The organism is Mesorhizobium sp. CAU 1732, assembly GCF_039888675.1.
Classification (GTDB): Bacteria; Pseudomonadota; Alphaproteobacteria; order Rhizobiales; family Rhizobiaceae; genus Aerobium.
The window spans coordinates 75227-96296 of the sequence record NZ_JBDQQR010000003.1 but is presented as its reverse complement, the minus strand read 5'-3'; the positions used below and the strand labels follow the sequence as shown (position 1 = coordinate 96296).

Below are 21070 nucleotides of genomic sequence, written 5' to 3'. Positions count from 1 at the left end.
TCTCAGGGCTATGGGCGATGGCATCCACCATCGTCAAGCCCTGAGCGCACAAGACCCGCGCCACGGGCCCTAAGTCGCAAGATTCCACACCAGAAAGCCCGCCCCGCCAAGCACCACCAGGCCGAAGACGAGCAGAAGGCCGTCGCGCGTCACCATCGCCAGCGCGAACAGCGCGATCGCGGTGGAGATGATCGTCGACGACATGGGGACCAGTTCGAAGAACGGGATCACCGAAGCGGCGGCCACGCAGATCAGCGCCGGTATGATGCTGAGCGGCCAGCGGGTCAGCGCGCTGAGGCGCTTCTTGGTGACCCGGTCGAGGAAGGCCGCAGGGCGCTCGAGATAGCGAATGGCCTTGTCGAGCTTGCTTTTCGCCAAGGATCGGTTTCGCAGAAACGCTGGAAGCCAGAGCCGTCGGACGCCGATCGCCATCTGCAGGGAAATGAGGGCCATGATGAGCCCGAAAGCAGATGACAGGCCCGGTATGGCGCTCATCGGGCTGATCAGCACCAGGGCGGGAATGAGCAGAAGCGGCGCAAAAGCGTTGTCGCCGATCTCGTCGATGATATCGGCGACCGAGACACGCTCGCCGCCATTGCCGGCATTCCCCACACGCTTGAGAAGACCGGTCACGCTTTGCAGATCGTCGTCGGCCACAGGTGCCCCCAAACTGAATATGGCCACCAGGAGCCTGAGGGACCAACGGCGGAGATCAACCCTCCGCGCGGCGCGTCCTGACCCTGTATTGGGTATGCACGGCGCCATTCGCAAGTGGCGCAGCAAAATTCATGTCGAGCCAGATGTCGCTGTCCGGCGCTCCAAAGGCGGGCAAGCCCTTGCCGAGGATCACGGGAATCGTCCCGATCTCGATCGTATCGAGCAGGCCGGCGTCGAGAAACCGCCGTGCAAGATCGCCGCCGCCGAACAGCCAGATGCGCCCCGTCGCGCCACGCGCGCGCAGCCTGTCCAGAAGCTGTGCCGGGATGCCGCTCACCGCCTCCACGCCGTCCGGCGCGTCGTCGATCGGGCGGCTTGTCGCGACGACGCAGGGCCAGGCCGCGTAGTCCCATCCGCCGCTGCTGCGCGCTGCGTCATAGGAAGCGCGTCCCATAACGATCCCGGTCACGGAGGCAAGGAACGCGTCGAAATCGAAATCGGCATTGGCGGGATAGCTTTCCAGCCAATCGAAGGAACCGTCGGGGCGGGCGATATAGCCGTCGAGACTCATCGCGAACATGTAGATCACGTCATCCTGAGGCATGCTGGAATCACTCCTTGTTGCCAAAGAGCTTTCTTAGCATCGCGGCCATCGGACCCGTGTCAGGAACCTTGGCAGGAGACTGCGCCGGGCGCGCCTGGCGAATGTGGCTCTGCTGTTTCGGTGCAGGCTTCGGGGCCTTTTCCGGCTCGCCGCCGGGCAGGGCCAGGGTCGTCTTGTTCATGAAGCCGTTGTCGTCGCCGCGGACGAGATACTCCGCATTGTCGGCGATGGCGTCGACCAGTGGGTCCAGCCATTCATGATCCGCCTTCGAGAAATCGCCCAGCACATGGTGGGTGACCATTTCCTTGACGCCGGGATGGCCAATGCCGATGCGGACGCGGCGGTACTCCTTGCCGCAATGGCCGTCGATCGAGCGAATGCCGTTGTGCCCGCCCGCGCCGCCCCCGGTCTTGATGCGCACCTTGCCGGGCGCGAGATCGAGTTCGTCGTAGAGGACGATCAGTTGGGACGGGGTGAGCTTGTGGAAGCGCAACGCTTCACCGACCGACTGGCCGGATACGTTCATGAAGGTCTGCGGCTTGATCAGCAGGACCTTCTCGTCGCCGAGGCGGCCTTCGGAAATCAGGCCCTGGAATTTCTTCGACCAGGGGGAAAACGAATGGCGGCGGGCAATTGCCTCCGCCGCCATGAACCCGACATTGTGCCGGTTGTTCTCGTATTTTGAGCCGGGATTTCCCAGGCCAGCGATGATCAGCATGGCAGGTTCTCCCGGCTCGAAAGAGAGGATTACTCCTCGCCCTTCTCGTCTTCAGCTTCGTCCTTGGCCGTGTCGTCCGCCTCGGCTGCTTCTTCGTCTTCGCTGAGGAGCACGGCAGGAGCGGCGATCGTGGCGATGGTGAAGTCGCGGTCGGTGATCGTCGGCTCAACGCCTTCCGGCAGGGTCACTGCGGACACGTGGATCGAATCGCCGATTTCCTTGCCGGTGAGATCGACTTCGATGAAGTCAGGAATCTTGTTGGCCGGAACATGCGCTTCGATGTCGTGGCGAACGATGTTCAGGACACCGCCACGCTTGATACCGGGGGACTTCTCCTCGTTCAGGAAGTGAACGGGGATGTTGACCGTGACGACGGTGTTCTTGCTGACGCGCAGGAAGTCGACATGGACCGGGAAGTCGCGGACCGGGTCGAGCTGGTAGTCCTTCGGCAGGACCTGAATCTTCTTGCCGCCGACGTCGATCGTAGCAATCGTCGTTTTGAATGCGCCGCCATGGATCTTGTAGTAGAGTTCCTTGTAGGGCAGGGCGATGGCAAGCGGGGTCTGCTTGTCGCCGTAGATGACTGCTGGCACTTTGCCGTTGCGACGAAGTTCACGGGCGGACCCCTTACCGACCGTTTCGCGCGCTTCGGCCTTGAGCTCGTATGTCTCGCTCATGGCATTTCCTTTCGTTTCGATACTGGAGCGTCCCCGGGCGGCGTAGCCGATCCGAAAACGTCGAAAGCGGCCATTTGCTGGCGCATGATCTTGTCCGAAAACCGGTAAACCACTTTTCAGGATCACGCGACGTGGCCGCTCCCATCCGCGGTGCCTCCAAGGGTGTCTACGCGGGTGGCGGTCCTATAGCCGAAGAGGCTGTCAAGCGCAAGAAAGGTTGCTTGCGGGTATTCCCACTGTTCTGCTTGGCCCATCCGCCACGCAATGGCAAGGTGGGCCACGATTCCAGAACGAGGAACGACCATGGAACACTTCAAGAACGGATCCCGGCCCAACAGGCTGGCGCCGACGGACTGGTTTACCGGCAGGGTCTGGCAGGAGCCGATCGTCGAGGCGCCGGAGCCGGCGCGTCTGCGCGCGGTCACCGTCCGTTTCGAGCCCGGTGCGCGCACGAACTGGCACACGCATCCGCTCGGGCAGACGCTCCATGTCGTCTCGGGCTTTGGCCGTGCCCAGCGCGATGGCGAGCCGATCATCGACCTGCATCCCGGCGACACGCTCTGGATTCCACCCGGCGAGAAGCACTGGCACGGCGCCGGGCCGGACACAGCGATGACGCATATCGCCATGCAGGAGGCCCTCGACGGCACGGCCGTGGAGTGGATGGAGCCGGTTACCGACGAACAGTTTCGAGGATAGTCGGCCGCCGACACGAACCGCTCGCGGCGATACCGCTTACGCACGTTCGGACCCTACAGACACGGCCAGTTCATGGTTCCGCGTGTGCCGGACAAGACCGGGAGTTGTATGAATGTGTCTTAAATGTGGCCGAGACGCATTCCAATGTCGGCGCCGCGTTTGGGGCGGGTGTGAGCATAAGCTATTGAAAACGCTTTTTTCTTTTCCCTACGTTCCGGCTGACAGAACCGCCTGGGAACGTGGCTAAATTTCGTCAATTTTGTGGTTGCGTTGCATTCGATGCCGTGTGTAGTCTTGCCCTTGGGTAAGGCAGGTGCGGTACCAGCGTGAGCTGGACGTTGGTGGTGTTGGAAAAGGCCGATGCGGCATATCATCCTGCTTCCAGACACGCGCCCTACGATGGCGTGTTGTTCGCGAGCGCTACCTTCGTCCTCGCTTCCTCCGGCAACCGCGATTTCGTCAGCAGCCAACCGAAACCCGATGCCGTCATCATCCATGATCCGCTGAGGTCAGCGGATCGATGATCACAATGGAGGACTATCGATGGAAGCCATTATCGCGCAATTGATCGGCGGTGCTGTCGGCGGTACGGCCGGAGGCAAGGTCGTCAAGGATTCCGATCTTGGAAATATCGGCAACCTCATCGCCGGAGCGGTCGGCGGTGTCGGTGGCGGCCAGCTTCTGGGCGTGTTGCTCGGCGGAGCGGGTGCAGCCACGGCTGGAGCCGGCGGCTTTGACTTGGCGGCCATGGCGGGTCAACTTGTTGGTGGCGGCGTCGCCGGCGCCATCGTTCAGGTCGTCGTCGGCCTGATCAAAAACAAGCTTCTGACCGCGCGCACCTGATCGCGCACGGTTCAGAGCAGACATCAAGGAGGCTTTCCAATGGGAATATTCGACAGGATCAAGGGTGCGATCTTCGGTAGCGCCACCGCGGCGGCGGCGCCGACCTCAACACCAGGAGGAGCGCCCGAGGCCAAGTCCACCGCGCCAGCGCCGGGGGCGCCTGCCGGCCAGACTTCGGCGCAGGCTGCTCCCGCGCCGCAGGCACCAGCCGCTCCGTCGGGGCCGGTAGATGTCGCCGCGGTTCTCGAAAAAGCCGTGGCCGCGAAGGGCCAGAAGCTCAACTGGCGGACCTCGATCGTCGATCTCATGAAGGCGCTCGACCTCGACAGCAGCCTCGGTGCCCGCAAGGAGTTGGCGAAGGAGTTGAACTACACCGGCGATACCGGCGATTCCGCGACGATGAATGTCTGGCTTCACAAGGCGCTCATGAAGAAACTCGCGGAGAATGGCGGCAAGGTGCCCGCCGACCTGAAGGACTGATCGTATTTTGTGAATGAATGCAGACGTCGTCGCCTCGCGCGGGAGGCGACGACTGATTACGAGGATTGAAGATGCGGACAGGACGCTTCGCGGCGCCGCCTGCGCTGCTCGTGGCGATTTCGTTGCCTTCTCTGGCCGAAGCCGCCAACGCCTATACCACCGGAACGTGAACATGCGCGCCGGCCTCGGAACCGAATACGGACGGATGGCAACCATCCCGGCGGGGGCATCCGTCACCATTCGCGGCTACCGTCAGGCGGTTTATCAGAACCGCCGACGACCGATCATCCATGTCGGGCCACATATCGGGGTGACGATCATAGCGCGTGCCCATCGTCCACCTCATTGGCGTCTCGAACGTCAGAGACCTCCCGAGTGGGGCCATCGGCCTCGTCCTCCCTATGGCGGCCACCGACCCCGTCCGCCGCGTCCTCAACCCGTTGAGGGATTTGCCATGGGACCGGACAGCCTTGCGTCAAAAAACGGGTTCCACGTTTCGCTACGATCCTCTCGTGGCCAGATCGATACGGATTCGATCCTGAGCAGGCCCGCTTCGACCTCTCGTTCAACGGCCTGCCCGGATGTCCGACCACGTCATGTCCTTCCGAAGCACAGGGTGGTTTCAAGTCATGCGTCGCCCATGGATCGTGATTTCGACTCTTAGCCTCACATTGCTCTGGAGCCCCGGATCGGCCCTGGCCGATCGCTGCTCGAGTCTCGCAAGCCAGATTCGGGCGGCTGCAGGCGCTTCGACCTCACAGGCGACCCAACTTCGCGGACAGATCGCCGCCATCCGCGGACTGGAAAGACAACGCGGATGCACGGCGGAGAAAGTGGCTGCCGGCGGCTTCTTCAATGCGTGCCATGGGCTCGCACAGCGGCGCGCCAACATGGAGCGCAAGGCGGCGCAGAGCGGCGGCGGCGCGTCGGCTGCCGCGTTGCAGGCCAGATATCGATCGCTGGGATGCGAAGGGACACGACAGCCACGGCAACAGGAAAGGCTCGTCAAGGCGCCGAAGCAGCAGAGATCGGGCGGCGACCATACCGGCGCGCTTCATTACTGCGTGCGGCCTTCCGACGGCTACCTCTTCCCGGCGCCGCAATCGCAATTCAACAAGAGCGACTACGCCGAGGAGGCGTTGGACCAGTGCCGCTTCATCTGCCAGGACAAGACGATGGCGCTCTACCGGCTCGACAATGCCGAGCAGGAGACGGAGGAAATGGTCTCGGTCGAGACGAAGAAGCCCTATAGCGAGTTGCCGACCGCTTTCCGCTACCAGACCGATGAGGATTTCAAGTCCTGCAACTGGTCACGCTACTTTGCCCACGTCGATGAAATGAGGGCGCGAACTGTCACACCTCGCAATCTAGAGAACGCCATGATCCCGACCCCCACCTTCAGGCCGGCCGTCGACAGGCAGCAGGTATCGTCCGTCAAGGACGCCGATAAGCCGGACCGGAGCGCCGAACGGAAGGTCCGCCTGGTCGGCCCGACCTATCTGCCGGAGAAGGGGATGGAAGTCCAAGCGGAAGGCCGGCTCAGTCAGGAGCATGGTGAGGCGGCCAGCCAAGGCGAGTAACAGCCGGGCAAGCCGCGTCCCGGACGAAACGCGATGGCCGCGAAAGCCTATCGTCCCTGTAGAACCCGCACCGCTGCCGGTGTGACCTGTCCGCGCGCTGCCGCATTCATGTCGTCGCGCGTCATGCGTCCCGAGGTGATGCCATTCGTGACACGCCGGCAGTACACGCTGGGTGTGTTTCGCACGGACGTATTCATGAGCTTCGCCATGGCCTGTCGCTGGGCCAGGGACTTGCGGCTGATGTTCGAGACGCAGTTGTTGATGAAATCGGTGCGCAGGGCGGGGCTCCCCCGAAGCGCCTCGCGGCTCGTGTCATAGCTTGCCTGCGACACGCAGCCGGAAAGAACCACAACCGTTGCGCAGGCCAGCGCCGCCCTCATCGAAATCATGCGTATTCCTCCTTCGAACCTCTCCATTATCAATGAGGCAGAAGCAGGCAGCGGTTGCAAATGGATTCAACCAGAAATGGTTGCAAATCCCCAACATCGAGTCGGCGACGGGTGTTTTGGAATATCCGCATCATGAAAGACGCTGGCCTCAGGCAGGGCCAGCGCTCGAATGAAGTTCCTTCATGCTTGGCAGGAAGATGGTGAGCAGCCCGAGGAAGGGCAGGTACGAGCAGATCCAATAGACATATTCGATGCCCTTCGCGTCAGCCATCACGCCCAGGACGGCGGCGGCGATGCCACCCATGCCGAAGGCGAAGCCGAAGAAGATACCCGCGATCATGCCGACGCGACCGGGAACGAGTTCCTGCGCGAAGACCACGATCGCCGGGAAGGCCGAGGCGAGGATCACCCCGATGATGAACGACAGGATCCCGCTCCAGAACAGATCCGCGTAGGGCAAAGCGAGCGTGAAAGGCAGGACGCCGAGGATCGAGAACCAGATCACCGTCTTGGAACCGATCCGGTCACCGATCGGACCGCCCAGCACCGTGCCCAGAGCCATCGCGCCCAGGAACAGGAACAGCATCAACTGCGATTGCTGCACCGTCACGTCGAACTTCTCGATCAGGAAGAAGGTGTAATAGCTCGTCACGCTCGCCGTGTAGATGTTCTTGGTGAAGACGAGGATCGCCAGCACCACGATCGCGAAGATCACGCGCCTGCGGCCGAAGGGAAGTGTCATGTCCGGTGCTGGCCGTCCCGCATTGGCGATCTGGTAGCGGCTGTACCAGCCTCCCACACGCCACAAAATGAGCATGCCGATCAGCGCAATCAGCGAGAACCAGGCAACGCTGCCCTGTCCGCGCGGTACCACGATGAAGGCTGCGAGCAGCGGGCCGATGGCCGTGCCGAAATTGCCGCCGACCTGAAACAGCGACTGCGCAAGGCCGTAGCGCCCGCCGGAAGCGAGGCGTGCGACGCGCGACGCTTCGGGATGGAAGATGGCCGAGCCGATGCCGATCAGTGCGGCGCCGGCCAGAAGCAGCGGGTAGGTCGTCGCGAAGGCCAGCAGGAACAGCCCCAACATGGTCGAGGCCATGCCGAAGGGCAGAGACTGCGGCATCGGCCGCTTGTCCGTGTAGAAGCCGATTGCCGGCTGGAGCAGCGAGGCCGTGACCTGGAAGGTCAGGGTCAGCAGGCCGATCTGCCAGAAGTCGAGCGCGTAATCCTCCTTCAGCATCGGATAGATCGCCGCCAGGAGCGACTGCATCACGTCGTTAAGGAGGTGGCAGACGCTCACCGCAAGGATGATCGGGAAAACTGTGCTCTGGGCGGTGTGGCGGGAGACGCCCATCGTCGCGTCGGTCAAGATCGGTACTCCAGTATGGCGGTAGCTTGATATGCCGCTTGAAGGCGGCCGTCCTTCGTGGTTTGGTCGAGTTTCTACGCAAGTGGGCCAACATTTGGAGCGTGCCTTGCCTCTCACTCGCCCGACCCCGAGGAAAGTTTCGCACCCCTTCATGGATGCGGATCTCGATCATCGCCTGGCGATGGTCGAAGCAGCGACCGGTGATGTCATTGCCGCGGCGACCGATTTTCCGGACGGACATGCCGTCGCGCCGCACAGCCACAGCCGCGGACAGTTGCTCCATGCGTTGACCGGCGTGGTCATGATATCCACCAGCGAGGGCCGCTGGATGGTGCCGCCCGACCACGCGATGTGGATACCGGCCGGCGTTCAGCACTGGGTGGAGATGATGGGCGACGTGAAAATGCGGTCCGCCTATGTCCTGCCGCGCGCCGCGCCCGGACTGTCGACATCGCTGCGCGTGCTGGCGATGTCCGATCTGATGCGCAGTCTCATCGTCGAGGCCGTGTCGCTCGATGCGGAGGACGAGGAAGACGGACGCGCGGACGCCGTCATGCGGCTGCTCCTGCTGGAAATACCCAGGCTTGCCGAGCGTCCCTTCGCGCTGCCCTATCCCGCCGATCCGAAACTCGCCCGCATCTGCCGCGACTTCGTTGCGTCCCCGACGCCGCATGCGACGATCGATGACTGGGCCGCGCGCGCGGGTATGAGCCGGCGGGGCTTCACGCGGGCCTTCCTGCGAGAAACCGGCGTCAGCCTCTCGATCTGGCGGCGACAGGCAACGTTGTTCGCGGCCCTGCCACGGCTCGCGGAAGGCACACCCGTCACCACCATAGCGCTCGATCTCGGCTATGACAGCGCGCCGGCCTTCACGACGATGTTCCGACAGATGCTCGGTGTCTCGCCGCGCGACTACCTCCGGCAAGGACGACGTTTCTAAAGCGGGGCTTCAATCTCGCGCAATGACGGCCTATATGGTGGGTGAACAAAACAGGAGTGACACCGATGAACGACACCATGCGCGCCCTTTCCGCCCGCTCCGTGTCGTCTTGCCTGGTGTCTCATGCCGTTTCTGTCCGTTCACAATCTCTCCTTCGCCCTTCCTGACGGGCGCGTCCTCTTCGAACATCTCGACCTGTCCTTCGGGCCTGAGCGCGCCGGCCTCGTCGGCCGCAACGGCGTCGGCAAGTCGTCGCTGATCGCCATTCTTGCGGGCGAGCTTGCCCCGTCGCGCGGCACCGTTCATCGTTCAGGCCATGTGGCGCTGCTTCGCCAGATCGTCGATGCCGATCGCGGTGAGACGATCGCGGATTTGTTCGGGATCAGTGATGCGATCGCGTTGATCGACCGCGCAACGGCCGGCGAAGCCGATATCGACGAGATCGCACACGCCGATTGGACGTTGGAGGCGCGTCTCGAAAAAGCACTCGATGCGGTCGGCCTCGCCGGCGTCGCGCCCTCGCGCTTGCTGGCTTCCCTGAGCGGTGGCCAGCGCACACGGGCGGCACTCGCTGCGCTGTCCTTCGGCGATCCTGACATGATCCTGCTCGACGAGCCGACCAACAATCTCGACCGGGACGGGCGCGCGTTTCTGGGACGTTTTCTCGACAGTTGGAAGGGCGGGGCGGTCGTGGTGAGCCATGATCGTCAGTTGCTCAATCGAATGGATCGTATCGTTGAGCTGTCTCCGCTCGGCGCCCGCTTCTATGGCGGCGGTTTCGATGCCTATGCCGCGCAGCGCGAGGTGGAGCGGGAGACTGCCCAGAAGGCCCTCGATACCGCCGAACGTCACGCGAAGCAGGTTCAGCGCGCTGCGCAGGAGGCGCGGGAGCGGCAGGCGAAACGGGATGCGACGGGCCGCAAGGCGCGTGCGAACAGCTCCGACCCCAAAATCCTGCTCGATGCGCGTCAGCAACGCGCCGAAGCGACCGCCTCACGCACGACGCGTCTCAGCGCGCGGCTCGAGACCGATGCGCAGGACAAGCTCCAGCAGAGCCGCAATGCCGTCGAGCGGGTGACGCCATTTTCGGCGGGTATGGTTTCACGCGCCGTTCCAGCGGGAAGGCGTCTCATAGAGGCGCGCAATCTTGCCATCGGTTTTCCCGGCGCGTCGCCGCTGGCGACCGTCGATCTGGATGTGGTCGGGCCGGAACGGATCGCCGTGGAAGGCCCGAACGGGTCAGGCAAATCGACACTTCTGCGGACACTTGCAGGAGTTTTGCAGCCGCTGGGCGGCGTGATGCGCGTGGAGGCGCGGCTGGCGTATTTCGACCAGCAGGTGAGCCTGCTCGATGCCGACGCGTCCATTCTGGAGAATTACCAGCGTATCAATCCAGGCGCGACCGTCTTCGAGTGCCGTTCCGCGCTCGCACGCTATGTGTTCCGGGCGGACGCCGCATTGCAGATCGTCGGCACGCTGTCGGGCGGCGAGAGGCTGCGCGCCGGGCTGGCCTGCGTGGCTGCCGGCGACACGCCGCCAGAATTACTGATCCTCGACGAGCCGACAAATCACCTCGATCTCGATTCGATCCGGGAGGTCGAAGCGGGTCTCGGCGACTTCGAGGGAGCGGTCCTCGTGGTCAGCCACGACGAGGCATTTCTCAACGCAATTGGTGTGGAACGGCGTATTGTCATGGGCTGACTTCGCTTGTCATCACGCTGTAATGTTGGCCAGAATAAGCGAGACCAGTGTTACCGGCTCGCGGAGGCCCTGACGAATGGGGGAGCCCGTGCAGCCAGATCAAATGCCCAGTTTCGGTGAAGCCACGCGCACATTTGCGAAGATCGGCTTGCTGTCCTTCGGCGGGCCTGCGGGGCAGATCGCGCTGATGCACCGCGTCATCGTGGACGAGAAGCGATGGCTGAACGAACCCCGCTTCCTGCACGCGCTCAACTACTGCATGCTTCTTCCCGGCCCGGAGGCGATGCAGCTTGCGACCTATATCGGCTGGCTGCTGCATGGCGTGAAGGGCGGGCTGGTCGCGGGCCTGCTGTTCCTTCTGCCCGGTGCCGCGATCCTGATCGCCCTGTCGACAGTCTATCTCGTGTACGGCGAGGTGACGGTCGTGCAGGGGCTGCTGTACGGCCTCAAGGCTGCTGTTCTGGCTGTCGTTCTGGAAGCCCTGGTCAAACTTTCGCGGCGCGCGCTCAAAAGCGGATGGATGGTCGTGCTCGCGATCGTGGCGTTTCTCGGCATCGCGTTTCTGCAAGTACCATTTCCGGTCATCGTGCTTGGCGCGGCGGTTATCGGCGCGGGCGTGCATCTGGCGACGCAGACATCGATGGCCGACCGGGCAGATACGCTGGACGAGTTGGCCCTGCCGGAGTGGGCGCGGCCCTCGTGGGCACGATTTCTCACTACCACAGCCATATGGCTCGCCATCTGGTTCGTTCCGCTTCTGGTGCTCTACGTCACGCTGGGCGGCGGCAACGTCTACACGCAGGAAGCGTCCTTCTTCTCGGTCATGGCCACCGTCACCTTTGGCGGCGCCTACGCCGTGCTCGCCTATGTCGCGCAGCAGGCGGTCGAGGTCTATGGCTGGCTTCGGCCGGATGAAATGCTTACCGGCCTCGGACTGGCCGAAACGACGCCGGGACCGTTGATTCTGGTTCTGGTCTTTGTGGGGTTTCTCGGCGGAGCGCGGCTGTCCGGGTTCGATCCGGTGACGGGCGGGATCGCGGGCGCGATCGTGACGTTGTGGTTTACCTTCGTGCCGTGCTTCCTGTGGATTTTCGCAGGTGCGCCCTATGTCGAGCGCGTCCGCAATGTGCGCTGGCTGGCCTCCGCATTGGCTGCGGTAACGGCTGCGGTCGTCGGCGTCATCGCAAACCTCGCTCTGTGGTTCGCGATGCATGTTCTGTTCACCCGGATCACGGATGTGCGGGCAGGGCCGTTGGTGTTCCCTGTGCCGGAGTTGTCGACGTTCGACTATTCAGCGGCCATTATCGCAGTCGCCGCTGGAGTCGCGCTCATCCGACTGCATGCGAACATGTTTCTGGTGCTCGCCGGAGCGGCGCTGGCCGGTATGGTCCTTGCGGGGTTGTCTCCGGGTTAGACCGGGATTGCCAGGATCAATCCAGAATTCGGGCCATCCGAGCCAATTATCATCTAAATTGATGACGACCGAGCGCGCGTAAAGGTGCAATCTCAGGTCAACGTTCGCGATAGTGCGGACGTGGCCCTGAATACTCTTACACGGACGATAATCAGGTCGTCCGTGTTCTTTTTTGATCGAACAGCAGCGATCAGTCGAAGAGGCTCGACACCGATTCTTCGGTCGCGGTCCGCGAAATCGCTTCGCCGATCAGGTCGGCGATCGAGACGACGCGGATGTTGTGCGCGGCTTCGACGCCGGAGGTCGGCTGGATCGAATCCGTGATCACCAGTTCCTTCAGCTGCGACGCGGTGATGCGTGCGACGGCGCCGCCCGAGAGCACGCCGTGGGTGATGTAGGCCGTGACGCTGGTCGCACCGTTGGCAAGCAGCGCGTCCGCGGCATTGCACAGCGTTCCGCCCGAATCCACGATATCGTCGATCAGCAGGCAATCCTTGCCGCGCACGTCGCCGATGATGTTCATGACCTCGGATTCGCCGGGCTTCTCCCGGCGTTTGTCCACGATCGCCAGCATCGCATCGAGGCGTTTGGCAAGCGCGCGTGCGCGCACCACGCCGCCGACGTCGGGCGAGACGATCATCACGTTGGATGAGTCGTATTTCTTCTTGGCGTCGCGGGCCATGACGGGAATCGCGAAGAGATTGTCGGTGGGGATGTCGAAGAAACCCTGGATCTGGCCTGCGTGCAGGTCGAGCGTCAGCACGCGGTCGGCACCGGCCTGGGTGATCAGGTTCGATACGAGTTTCGCCGAGATCGGCGTGCGGCCCGACGCGCGGCGATCCTGCCTCGCATAGCCGAAATAGGGGATCACGGCGGTGATGCGACGCGCCGATGACCGGCGGAATGCATCGATCATGATGAGCATTTCCATCAAATGATCGTTTGCCGGATAGGACGTCGACTGAAGGATGAATACATCCTCGCCGCGCACGTTCTCCTGGATTTCGACAAAGATCTCCTGGTCGGCGAAGCGCCGAACGCTCGCCTTGCCGAGCGAGATATTGAGATACCGGGCGACGGCCTCGGCCAGCACCCGGTTCGAATTGCCCGCAAAAAGCTTCATGAAACGTCCTCGGCGAAGGATATGTGCGGGCTTTTAGCGGGGTGGGCTCGTATTGCAAGTGCGAAGGGACGATTCCGCGCGCTATTCCAAAGAAACGGTTGAATCCGTCGCCAAGTTTCGACGATGCCTCAACCCTGACGGGTCGTGAGCCAGCTTGCAAGCTGATCGACGGTCTGGTCGGCAATGGCTTCCATGGTTGGCCCCTGGACGCCGATCCAGCCCTCTCCGGTGGTCGAAGGCGCGCGGGCCTGGCCCTGTATGCGGTGAACGCGTGTTCCGGCCGGGTCGAGTACGTCCCAGACATAGATGACCGTGGTTTCGCCATCATCCGAAATGGCGGAGAAGTAGCCCTTCATGACGAGGGTTGCCGAGCTGTCGCCGGTGCCGACTACGGTCAGGCCACGCTCGGTGGCGCGTGTCACGATGCGCGATGCAAGCGAAGACGACGCGTCCGGCGTTGCGCCGATAGCGGGTGCGAACTGGACGCGTACGTCGGAGCGAGTGGCGGCCATCGTCGTCGGCGATGTCGACGCGGTTGCCTGCGGAAGCACCTCGGAGGGGGCATTCACAGCGGCATCGAGTGGAAAGGTCGGCTGCGGCGCGGCATCCGTCTGGGGATTGACCAGTGCGCTCGGCTCAAGAACCCGCGACGTGTTGGTGCAGGCGCCCAGCGCCAGACAGGCGCCAACAGTCCAGGCCACGGTCTTCAATCGAAGGGTCTCGTGCTTCATGGTGGAGTTCCCCAATTGCGGCGGATGTCATCCCGCCGCAGCCGCATGCTCCTCAGCGCACTGCCGAATCTTCGCCGGCATAATGCGCCTACTGGACGATCAAGTCGAGATCGCGTTTGGACAGGGGCTTTGGATCGCCGTCCGTGGTGAGGTAGGTGCGGCCGAGTGTCATCGCCGTTTCGGACTCGGAATCCATGATGATCATGTGCGCAAAGAGCGTCATGTCTGGCGCGATCGGCTCGGGATTGCCGGAGAAGAACATCGGCATGTCCATCCAGGACGGCGTGAAGCGTGCGCCGACCGAATACCCGCAGGCATTGAGCCGATGACGTGTCAGGCCATGCGTTTCAAGAACGCGCGCATGGGTGTCGAACACGTCGCCGAAGGTCTTGCCGGGCACCATCACCTTTTCGACGGCCTGCAGCGCGTCGCGCGCGGCCTCGAACAATTCCTGATGGCGCTTGGACGCCTTGCCGGTCAGGATCGTGCGCATCATGGGTGCGTGATAGTGATGGAACACGCCAGCCCATTCGAGCGTCAACTGATCGTTTTTGTTGAGCTTGCGGCGTCCCGCCTTGTAGCGGCACAGAAGCGCGTCCGTGCCCGATCCGATGATGAATTCGTTTGCGGGATAGTCGCCGCCGCCGGCGAAAATCGCGCCTTGCATCGCTGCAAGGATCGCGCCTTCGTCGCCGCCCTGCTTGATGAGCGGCAGCGCCGCTTCCAGCGCGGCATCGCCAAGTGCCGCCGCCTTCTCCGCCTTCGTGATTTCGGCGGCGCTCTTTAGCAGGCGAAGGCGCGGCACGATATCGGACGCGTCCTCGGACTTTCCGAAGGTTTTCAACTCCTCGTCCAGCAGACGACCGTTCTTGGCGGTGAGGCCATGCGTGTCGTATTCGACGCCGATGCGGCAGCCCAGAAGGTCTAGATCGTTCAGGAGATTACGCAGGTCCGCCGCCGGATTCGCGCCGTCGCGATCGGTCCACACGACGATGTTGTCGATCGTCGAGGTGTGGCGCGCCTGTCGCAGATCGGCCGAGCGCGTGGTCAGGACCATCGAGCCGTCCGCCTTCACGATCAGGCATTGGAAGAAGCAGAAGCCGAACGTGTCGTAGCCGGTCAGCCAGTACATGCTCTCCTGTGCGAAGAGCAGCATCGCGTCGAGCTTGCGGTCGGCCATCTCGATGACCAGACGGTCGCGTCGCGCATCGAATTCAGTCTTTTCAAAGTGAAGCGCCATCAGCGGTCCTCCAGAACGATCGCCGAAATCTGGCGTCCATAGTCGGGCTCCTTGCGGTGCGTCGTGCGCCGGTAGGAGAAGAAATCATTTTCGTCGGCATAGGTGCAGCGGCCGATCATGCTGGCCTGAACGCCTGCGCGCGCGAGCCGATCGACCGTATAGCGGTTGAGATCGAACATGGCATGGCCGGCGGTGGGCGATGCTTCGAAATAGGCGGCATTGGCGGGGTCGGCCTGCGCGAAGCGCTCGACGAACTCGGGGCCGACCTCGTAGTTTTCCGGTCCGATCGAGGGGCCGAGCACAGCCGCGATACGGTGGCGTTTCGCACCGAGACTTTCCATCGCCTCGATCGTTGCCTCGAGAACGCCAGTGAACGCCCCTTTCCAGCCGGCATGGGCCGCGCCGATAACGCCCGCTTCGCCATCTGCATAGAGGACCGGTCCGCAATCGGCTGCGAGCACGCCGAGCGCCAGGCCGGGCCGATCGGTGACGAGCGCGTCAGCCTTGGGGCGCGGCGTGGAAAATGGTTCGGTCACGATGAGCGCATCCGCGGAATGAACCTGATACAGGGTCAGCAGGCGGTCTGCATCGACGCCCATCCAGGACGCGACACGACGACGATTCTCGGTCACTTTCTCAATCGCATCCTGCGAGCCGACACCGACGTTGAGGCCTTTGTAGATGCCTTCAGACACGCCACCCGCACGGGTGAAAAAGCCGTGCCGGATACCGCTCTCGCCGAATCTTTCCAGCACCGGAGACCGGATCGGTTCCAGTCGTACAGTCTCTAGCATGGGTCGTCTTGTCCCTTCAGGCCGTCCGTCCTCGCGGGCGTTTCGCCTTCTCGTCGTCTTGGCCGATTTGCGCGCGGATGGTGATGCACCGGCAGGGTCAAGTCAACTCTCCGGGCTCCCGCCGCGCCTGCCGCTGGGTGAGTGTCGGGTCGGCCGAACGAGGCCGATCGGCTGGTTTGCGGCGATCCGAACCCTATGCGATCTGCGGCAATTCGTGGTGCGCCGCATGCACAATCAGAACCTTGAAGAGCGTGCCCATCGCGTCAGGCGCGGCCAGCCTCTCGACCTCGGCGCGCAGCCGTTCCTGCGCCGCGTCGTCCTTGCCCGATCCCAGCATCCCAGCGCGCTCCAGCAGGCCTGCGCCGACCAGAAAATCGCCCTGTGTGATGATTTTCGTGGCGAGGCCGTGGCTCTGGGCGACGCGTGCCAGTGCGGTGAAATCCACGTGTGTGGTCAGGTCGGCTTCGCCGGGACTGGCCAGCACATCCTCATAGGCGTGGCGGCGCAGCGCCTGAAGCGTGTCACCGAATGGCGGTGCGGTATAGCCGTAGTCGATGAAAAGCCCGACGCCGCCATGGCTGCGGATATGACTGCCGATCTCGTCCATCAACGCTTCCCGCGCCGGAGAGATTTCGATGATCGAACCTTCTTCCGCCGCATCCGCGCCCGCCGGCAGCAGGGCTGCGTCTATGCCTGCCGCGCCGACCGCGAACTGGAGATCGTCTTTGTCGCTCATTGTCACCATGCGCTCACGCCAGCCGGCTTTCGTCTTTGCGAACTGTCGTGTCGGTATCGCGTCGAACAGTTCGTTTGCGACGATGAGCGAGGGGTTTGGCATGTCGCCCAGCACGGACCGCCATGTGATGGCGCGTGGCGCGTTGCGCAGCGTTTCCTGCTGCACCGCACGCAGACGCGGGCTGATCTCGATCATCGACACGTCGAGCTGATCGACGAAGTCCGCGTCGAGCTTTTCAAGCGTGCGCAGCATGTCAGACATCAGCGTACCCCGTCCGGGTCCGAATTCGGTCAGGTTGAAGGGAAGGGGGCGGCCGAGCGTATCCCAGGCAGCCCAACCCCAACTGGCGATCACCTCGCCGAACATCTGGCTGATTTCGGGCGCCGTCGTGAAATCACCCGAGGCGCCGAATGGCTCCCGCGTGGTGTAGTAGCCATGTTCCGGGTCGAACAGGCACGTCGCCATATACTCTGCGACCGATATGGCTCCGTCCGCTTGGATCAGTCGCGTGAGGCGCTTCTTCAGAGGGTTCATGGCGCTGCGGGTGCGGCGCGCTTTGCCCTCATCATAGCCCATACGCCCAAGAGCACCATCGGCACCGACAGGATCATGCCCATGGTGAGCCAGCCGCCCGCCAGATAACCGAGATGGGCATCGGGTTGGCGGAAGAACTCGACGAAGATGCGCGCCGCGCCATAGAACGCGATGAACGCGCCGGCGACGAAGCCGGGCTGCTTCAACTTCAATCCGGAATGCGTCAGCAAACGCAGGAGGATGAACAGCACAAGGCCTTCGAGCAGCGCTTCGTAAAGCTGGCTCGGGTGGCGCGGCTCCGGGCCACCATTCGGGAAGACGAACGCCCATGGCACGTCCGTCGTGCGTCCCCAGAGCTCCGAATTGATGAAGTTCGTGACGCGGACGAGGCCGAACCCGACGGGCGCGCTGGCCGCGATCGTGTCGAACAGGCTCCAGGCGCTGATGCCGCGCTTGTAGGCAAACGCGATCATCGCGACCGTGACGCCAGCGAGGCCGCCATGAAACGACATGCCGCCCTGCCAGACCGAGAAGATGTCCAGCGGGTTCGCCAGATAGCGCGCGAAATCGTAAAACAGGATGTAGCCAATGCGCCCGCCCAGGACGACGCCTGCGGCGGCCCAGATGAGAAAGTCATCGACGTGCTCGGGCGTCATCGGGGCTTTCCCGCCCGCCCAAAGCCGCTCGTCTGCCAGCAGCCGACGCGAATACCACCACGCGAAAAGGATCCCGATAACATAGCCGAGGCCGTACCAGTGAATGGCGAGCGGGCCGATCTGGACAACGACGGGATCGATGTTGGGGAAGGGCAGGGCGGCCAGAGGAAGCAGAAGTTCGGTCAAGGCTTGGTGTCCGTGCGCCGTTCAGGTGTCGCGACCATATGAGCCGCGTGCCGAATGAGGTCAAGACAAGCCGCGCCTGCGGCGTCGGATCGCCTTGCATTCCGTGGGACAGGCCACTACTTCGATAGGAAGAACGAGCGAGGCAAAGCCATGTCGACCGGACCAAACCGCATTCTTGATGAATTCGCAAAGCTGATGACCGATGCAGCGGGTGCAGCGCAAGGCGTTCGCAAGGAAGTCGAGACGGCGTTTCGCGGGCAGGCGGAGCGGGTGCTCAACTCCATGGACGTGGTTCAGCGCGAGGAGTTCGAGGCGGTGCGTGACATGGCGCTGAAGGCACGTGCCGAAAACGAGAAACTGGCCAAGCGTATAGCCGAACTCGAGGCCCAGTTGGGTGCGACCGCGCCAGACACGACCGAAAAGGCTTCTCCGAAGCCGCGCGCGAAAAAAATATCGTAAGTTTTCGGTTAACTTATCCACATCACCTGATGGCTGAAAAACGCTTTGCCGAGAGTCGCTTAGGCTCCGGCGTTGAATCAGGCTTTGAATCTCTATCCACACCGCAAATGCCCCAGCCTCCAAAAAGGGGCTGTTCACGCGACTCTGCATCAATACACTGAATTTGTTGCATGATTCGGGAACGTGATTTGGCGAGGCTCATGCACTGGACGGCGGGTCCCGGCTGAGCCTTGTATGTGTTGCTCGCCATCCAGTCTTCCTCAGTAGCTGATTTTGGTACCGCGTGCATTCGGACGGGATGCGCGTGATCGCCTCCTCTTGACCGACGGGAAGAGCTTCTTCATGAGCCTGCTTGAACTGGACGTAGCCCGAGACCTCCACCCGGTGGATGTCATCGAACACGTCGCGAACATGAATGACTGGTCGTTCGAGCGTACGGGGGACGACGAGATCGCCATTTCGGTGGCTGGCACGTGGACCGACTACCACGTTTCGTTTTCCTGGATGGAAGACTTCGAGGCGCTGCATCTGGCGTGCGCCTTCGACATCAAGGTGCCGGATAACCGCGAACTCGAAGTGATGCGGCTGTTGTCGCTCATCAACGAGCAGATGCTGTTCGGCCATTTCGACCTGTGGGAGCAGGAGGGCGCGATCATGTTCCGCCAGGCGCTTTTGCTGGCAGGAGGGGCCGAGCCCACCAGCCAGCAGGTCGAGGTGCTCCTGTCGAGCGCGCTCGAGGCCTGCGAGTGCTACTTCCAGGCGTTCCAGTTCGTCGTCTGGTCCGGCTCGACTGCGCGTGACGCATTGTCGAACGTGTTGTTCGAGACCCAGGGCTCCTGCTGACCATGAGCGACGAACGCAGCGCCGAAATCACCTATGCCGATTTCGAGAAGATCGACATCCGCGCCGGGACGATCATTACCGCCGAGCCGTACCCGGAGGCCCGCAAGCCTTCGATCAAGATCCAGATCGATTTCGGTCCCGTGATCGGCGTGAAGAAATCCTCCGCACAGATCACGCGTCACTACGAACCCGAGATGCTGATCGGGCGGCAGGTCATGGCGGTGGTGAATTTTCCGCCACGCCAGATCGGCAAATTCATGTCGGAAGTGCTCACGCTCGGCTTTCCAGACGAGCACGGCGAGGTGGTGCTTGGCGCCATCGACAAGCAGGTTCCGAACGGCGGCCGATTGTTTTAAAGCGCCGCTCCTGCCTGCGTTGCGAGCAAGCGGATAGGTATGAACGCTCCTGCATCCGAAGAAGATGATTACGTGGCCGGCAACCCACACTGGGCAGGCAGCGATCGCATGGTCGTTCTGACCGGTTGCTCGGGCTCCGGCAAATCGACGCTGCTTGCCGAGCTTGCCCGGCGCGGTGTCTCGGTGATGCCCGAGGCGGGCCGGCAGGTCGTGCGCGAGCAGATGCATCTTGATGGCGATGCGCTGCCGTGGACGGATGTTCTCAAATTTGCGGAGCTCACCGCGTCACGCGCCATGCATCAGTTCAACACGGCAAATCCTGGCAACAGTGCTGTCGTGTTCGACCGGTCGATCGTCGACCTCGTTTCGCATCTCGAATTGCTGCGGCTGGACGTGCCCCCATATCTGAACCGCGCATTGGACCTTTACCGCTATGCGCGGCGTGTTCTCGTCACGGCTCCCTGGCCCGAGATCTATGTGGACGATGGTGAGCGCAACAAGCCGTTCGAGACGGCACTGCGTGAATATGAGGGACTCGTCGAAACCTATCGCAGGCTTGGATACGATCTTGTCGAGGTTCCGCGCGGGGCCGTCGAGGAGCGTGCAGCCTTCGTCATGGCGCAGATCGCGCCCTGACGGTCAGCCGTCGATCTGCTCTTCCATGTAGTGCAAGGTGAGCTGGTACTGCGCCGTCAGCCGCTCCTTGGCGAGGTCGATATCGCCATCCAGCGTCGCCTCCATGATCAGCCGGTGCTCCTCGTTGGAGTCGCGGCGCGGATAGCTGCTCGTCATCGAAATGTATCGATAGCGCTCGGCATGATCCATCATTTCGTTGCAGAAGCCGATGAGCCAGGTCGAGCCGCACGCCGCGATCAGCGCTGTATGGAATGCGCGGTGCTTCACCTCCCATTCCGAATTGTCGCCGCCGTCTTCCGGGCGCTGTATCTTGGTGCGCGAGAGGCGATGGAAGGTGAGGACGATGTTGTCCTCCCATTCCTGGGTACGATGAAGAATCGATTCTTCCAGCGCCTTGGTTTCCAGCCAGCAGCGTGTCGTGACCAGTTCACGCAGGCGTTCGAGCGAGAGTTGCGGCACGAAGAAGCCGCGTTGGTCCTTGCGATCGACGAGATGTTCCGACGACAGGCGGTTGAGTGCTTCGCGCACGGGGTTTGCCCCGATCTGATAGCGCGCGGCGACCTGGTCGATTTGCAGTTTCTGGCCGGGCTTCAGTTTGCCCTTGAGAATATCCTGCCGCAACTGGCGATAGACGAGCGTCGCCGCCGTCGCCTTCTCGGAGGATATCTCTGTCCCTGCCAATGCACCGAGTGCCATCTTGCCTTG

At 62.7% G+C, this 21070-nt stretch carries 25 protein-coding genes; 12 read left to right on the top strand and 13 right to left on the bottom strand.

Features of this window, described 5'->3' with window-relative positions; all coding sequences use genetic code 11:
* Window positions 1-69: 69 nt before the first annotated feature.
* The 4 genes from AAFN55_RS22135 to AAFN55_RS22120 are packed head-to-tail and all read right to left on the bottom strand — an operon-like array spanning window position 70 to window position 2656.
* Entirely contained in the window at window positions 70-657 is a 588-nt protein-coding gene (locus tag AAFN55_RS22135; RefSeq protein ID WP_347801161.1) for an exopolysaccharide biosynthesis protein, read from the bottom strand.
* A 55-nt stretch (window positions 658-712) separates the two neighbouring features.
* Entirely contained in the window at window positions 713-1261 is a 549-nt protein-coding gene (locus tag AAFN55_RS22130) for a dihydrofolate reductase family protein (protein WP_347801160.1), read from the bottom strand.
* Between the two features lie 7 nt (window positions 1262-1268).
* Window positions 1269-1979, bottom strand: a complete 711-nt coding sequence (pth, locus tag AAFN55_RS22125) for an aminoacyl-tRNA hydrolase (RefSeq protein WP_347801159.1) — start codon at window positions 1977-1979, stop codon at window positions 1269-1271.
* A gap of 29 nt (window positions 1980-2008) precedes the next feature.
* Complete coding sequence (locus AAFN55_RS22120; protein WP_347801158.1) at window positions 2009-2656, bottom strand: 50S ribosomal protein L25/general stress protein Ctc; 648 nt, start codon at window positions 2654-2656, stop codon at window positions 2009-2011.
* A gap of 303 nt (window positions 2657-2959) precedes the next feature.
* On the opposite strand from AAFN55_RS22120, the gene AAFN55_RS22115 reads away from it, so the two are divergent.
* The 5 genes from AAFN55_RS22115 to AAFN55_RS22095 all read left to right on the top strand — a co-directional run bounded on the left by AAFN55_RS22115 (window position 2960) and on the right by AAFN55_RS22095 (window position 6258).
* Complete coding sequence (locus AAFN55_RS22115; RefSeq protein WP_347801157.1) at window positions 2960-3355, top strand: cupin domain-containing protein; 396 nt, start codon at window positions 2960-2962, stop codon at window positions 3353-3355.
* 326 nt (window positions 3356-3681) lie between these two features.
* On the top strand, window positions 3682-3879 hold the full coding sequence (locus tag AAFN55_RS22110; RefSeq protein ID WP_347801156.1) for a hypothetical protein: 198 nt from the start codon (window positions 3682-3684) through the stop codon (window positions 3877-3879).
* A 19-nt stretch (window positions 3880-3898) separates the two neighbouring features.
* Window positions 3899-4198, top strand: a complete 300-nt coding sequence (locus AAFN55_RS22105) for a hypothetical protein (protein WP_347801155.1) — start codon at window positions 3899-3901, stop codon at window positions 4196-4198.
* A gap of 39 nt (window positions 4199-4237) precedes the next feature.
* Entirely contained in the window at window positions 4238-4678 is a 441-nt protein-coding gene (locus AAFN55_RS22100) for a DUF3597 domain-containing protein (protein ID WP_347801154.1), read from the top strand.
* Window positions 4679-5568: 890 nt separating this feature from the next.
* Window positions 5569-6258 (top strand): DUF2865 domain-containing protein, encoded by a 690-nt coding sequence (locus AAFN55_RS22095; protein WP_347801153.1) that lies wholly within the window; start codon window positions 5569-5571, stop codon window positions 6256-6258.
* Window positions 6259-6305: 47 nt separating this feature from the next.
* Here AAFN55_RS22095 and AAFN55_RS22090 read toward each other — a convergent pair whose 3' ends face one another.
* A complete protein-coding gene (locus tag AAFN55_RS22090; RefSeq protein ID WP_347801152.1) occupies window positions 6306-6647 on the bottom strand; it encodes a hypothetical protein in 342 nt (113 codons plus the stop codon).
* 148 nt (window positions 6648-6795) lie between these two features.
* Window positions 6796-8001, bottom strand: a complete 1206-nt coding sequence (locus AAFN55_RS22085) for an MFS transporter (RefSeq protein ID WP_347801460.1) — start codon at window positions 7999-8001, stop codon at window positions 6796-6798.
* A 166-nt stretch (window positions 8002-8167) separates the two neighbouring features.
* Here AAFN55_RS22085 and AAFN55_RS22080 point away from each other — a divergent pair, with 166 nt between their 5' ends.
* From AAFN55_RS22080 to chrA, 3 genes are all read left to right on the top strand, one after another.
* Entirely contained in the window at window positions 8168-8956 is a 789-nt protein-coding gene (locus AAFN55_RS22080; protein ID WP_347801459.1) for a helix-turn-helix transcriptional regulator, read from the top strand.
* 123 nt (window positions 8957-9079) lie between these two features.
* Window positions 9080-10657 carry an ABC-F family ATP-binding cassette domain-containing protein gene (locus AAFN55_RS22075; protein WP_347801151.1) on the top strand — a complete coding sequence of 526 codons (1578 nt, stop codon included), beginning with the start codon at window positions 9080-9082 and terminating at the stop codon, window positions 10655-10657.
* A gap of 103 nt (window positions 10658-10760) precedes the next feature.
* Window positions 10761-12071 (top strand): chromate efflux transporter, encoded by a 1311-nt coding sequence (chrA, locus tag AAFN55_RS22070; protein ID WP_347801150.1) that lies wholly within the window; start codon window positions 10761-10763, stop codon window positions 12069-12071.
* A 190-nt stretch (window positions 12072-12261) separates the two neighbouring features.
* Here chrA and AAFN55_RS22065 read toward each other — a convergent pair whose 3' ends face one another.
* From AAFN55_RS22065 to lgt, 6 genes are all read right to left on the bottom strand, one after another.
* Window positions 12262-13194 (bottom strand): ribose-phosphate pyrophosphokinase, encoded by a 933-nt coding sequence (locus AAFN55_RS22065; RefSeq protein WP_347801149.1) that lies wholly within the window; start codon window positions 13192-13194, stop codon window positions 12262-12264.
* Window positions 13195-13322: 128 nt separating this feature from the next.
* Complete coding sequence (locus tag AAFN55_RS22060) at window positions 13323-13925, bottom strand: hypothetical protein (protein WP_347801148.1); 603 nt, start codon at window positions 13923-13925, stop codon at window positions 13323-13325.
* A gap of 88 nt (window positions 13926-14013) precedes the next feature.
* Window positions 14014-15165: a Xaa-Pro peptidase family protein gene (locus AAFN55_RS22055; protein ID WP_347801147.1), complete on the bottom strand. Its 1152-nt coding sequence runs from the start codon at window positions 15163-15165 to the stop codon at window positions 14014-14016.
* A complete protein-coding gene (gene pgeF / locus AAFN55_RS22050; RefSeq protein ID WP_347801146.1) occupies window positions 15165-15959 on the bottom strand; it encodes a peptidoglycan editing factor PgeF in 795 nt (264 codons plus the stop codon). The genes AAFN55_RS22055 and pgeF overlap by 1 nt, the downstream gene beginning before the upstream one ends.
* Window positions 15960-16152: 193 nt before the next feature.
* A complete protein-coding gene (locus AAFN55_RS22045) occupies window positions 16153-17229 on the bottom strand; it encodes a class I SAM-dependent methyltransferase (protein ID WP_347801145.1) in 1077 nt (358 codons plus the stop codon).
* Window positions 17226-18071 (bottom strand): prolipoprotein diacylglyceryl transferase, encoded by an 846-nt coding sequence (gene lgt / locus AAFN55_RS22040; RefSeq protein WP_347801144.1) that lies wholly within the window; start codon window positions 18069-18071, stop codon window positions 17226-17228. The genes AAFN55_RS22045 and lgt overlap by 4 nt, the downstream gene beginning before the upstream one ends.
* A 150-nt stretch (window positions 18072-18221) precedes the next feature.
* On the opposite strand from lgt, the gene AAFN55_RS22035 reads away from it, so the two are divergent.
* The 4 genes from AAFN55_RS22035 (at window position 18222) to AAFN55_RS22020 (ending at window position 20365) form a co-directional block, all read left to right on the top strand.
* Window positions 18222-18530 carry an accessory factor UbiK family protein gene (locus tag AAFN55_RS22035; RefSeq protein WP_347801143.1) on the top strand — a complete coding sequence of 103 codons (309 nt, stop codon included), beginning with the start codon at window positions 18222-18224 and terminating at the stop codon, window positions 18528-18530.
* Window positions 18531-18872: 342 nt separating this feature from the next.
* A complete protein-coding gene (locus tag AAFN55_RS22030) occupies window positions 18873-19373 on the top strand; it encodes a YbjN domain-containing protein (protein WP_347801142.1) in 501 nt (166 codons plus the stop codon).
* Between the two features lie 2 nt (window positions 19374-19375).
* Entirely contained in the window at window positions 19376-19729 is a 354-nt protein-coding gene (locus AAFN55_RS22025; protein ID WP_347801141.1) for a tRNA-binding protein, read from the top strand.
* 72 nt (window positions 19730-19801) lie between these two features.
* Entirely contained in the window at window positions 19802-20365 is a 564-nt protein-coding gene (locus AAFN55_RS22020; RefSeq protein ID WP_347801140.1) for an AAA family ATPase, read from the top strand.
* 3 nt (window positions 20366-20368) lie between these two features.
* On the opposite strand, the gene AAFN55_RS22015 is transcribed toward AAFN55_RS22020, so the two are convergent.
* Window positions 20369-21061 (bottom strand): GntR family transcriptional regulator, encoded by a 693-nt coding sequence (locus AAFN55_RS22015; RefSeq protein WP_347801139.1) that lies wholly within the window; start codon window positions 21059-21061, stop codon window positions 20369-20371.
* Window positions 21062-21070: the final 9 nt, after the last annotated feature.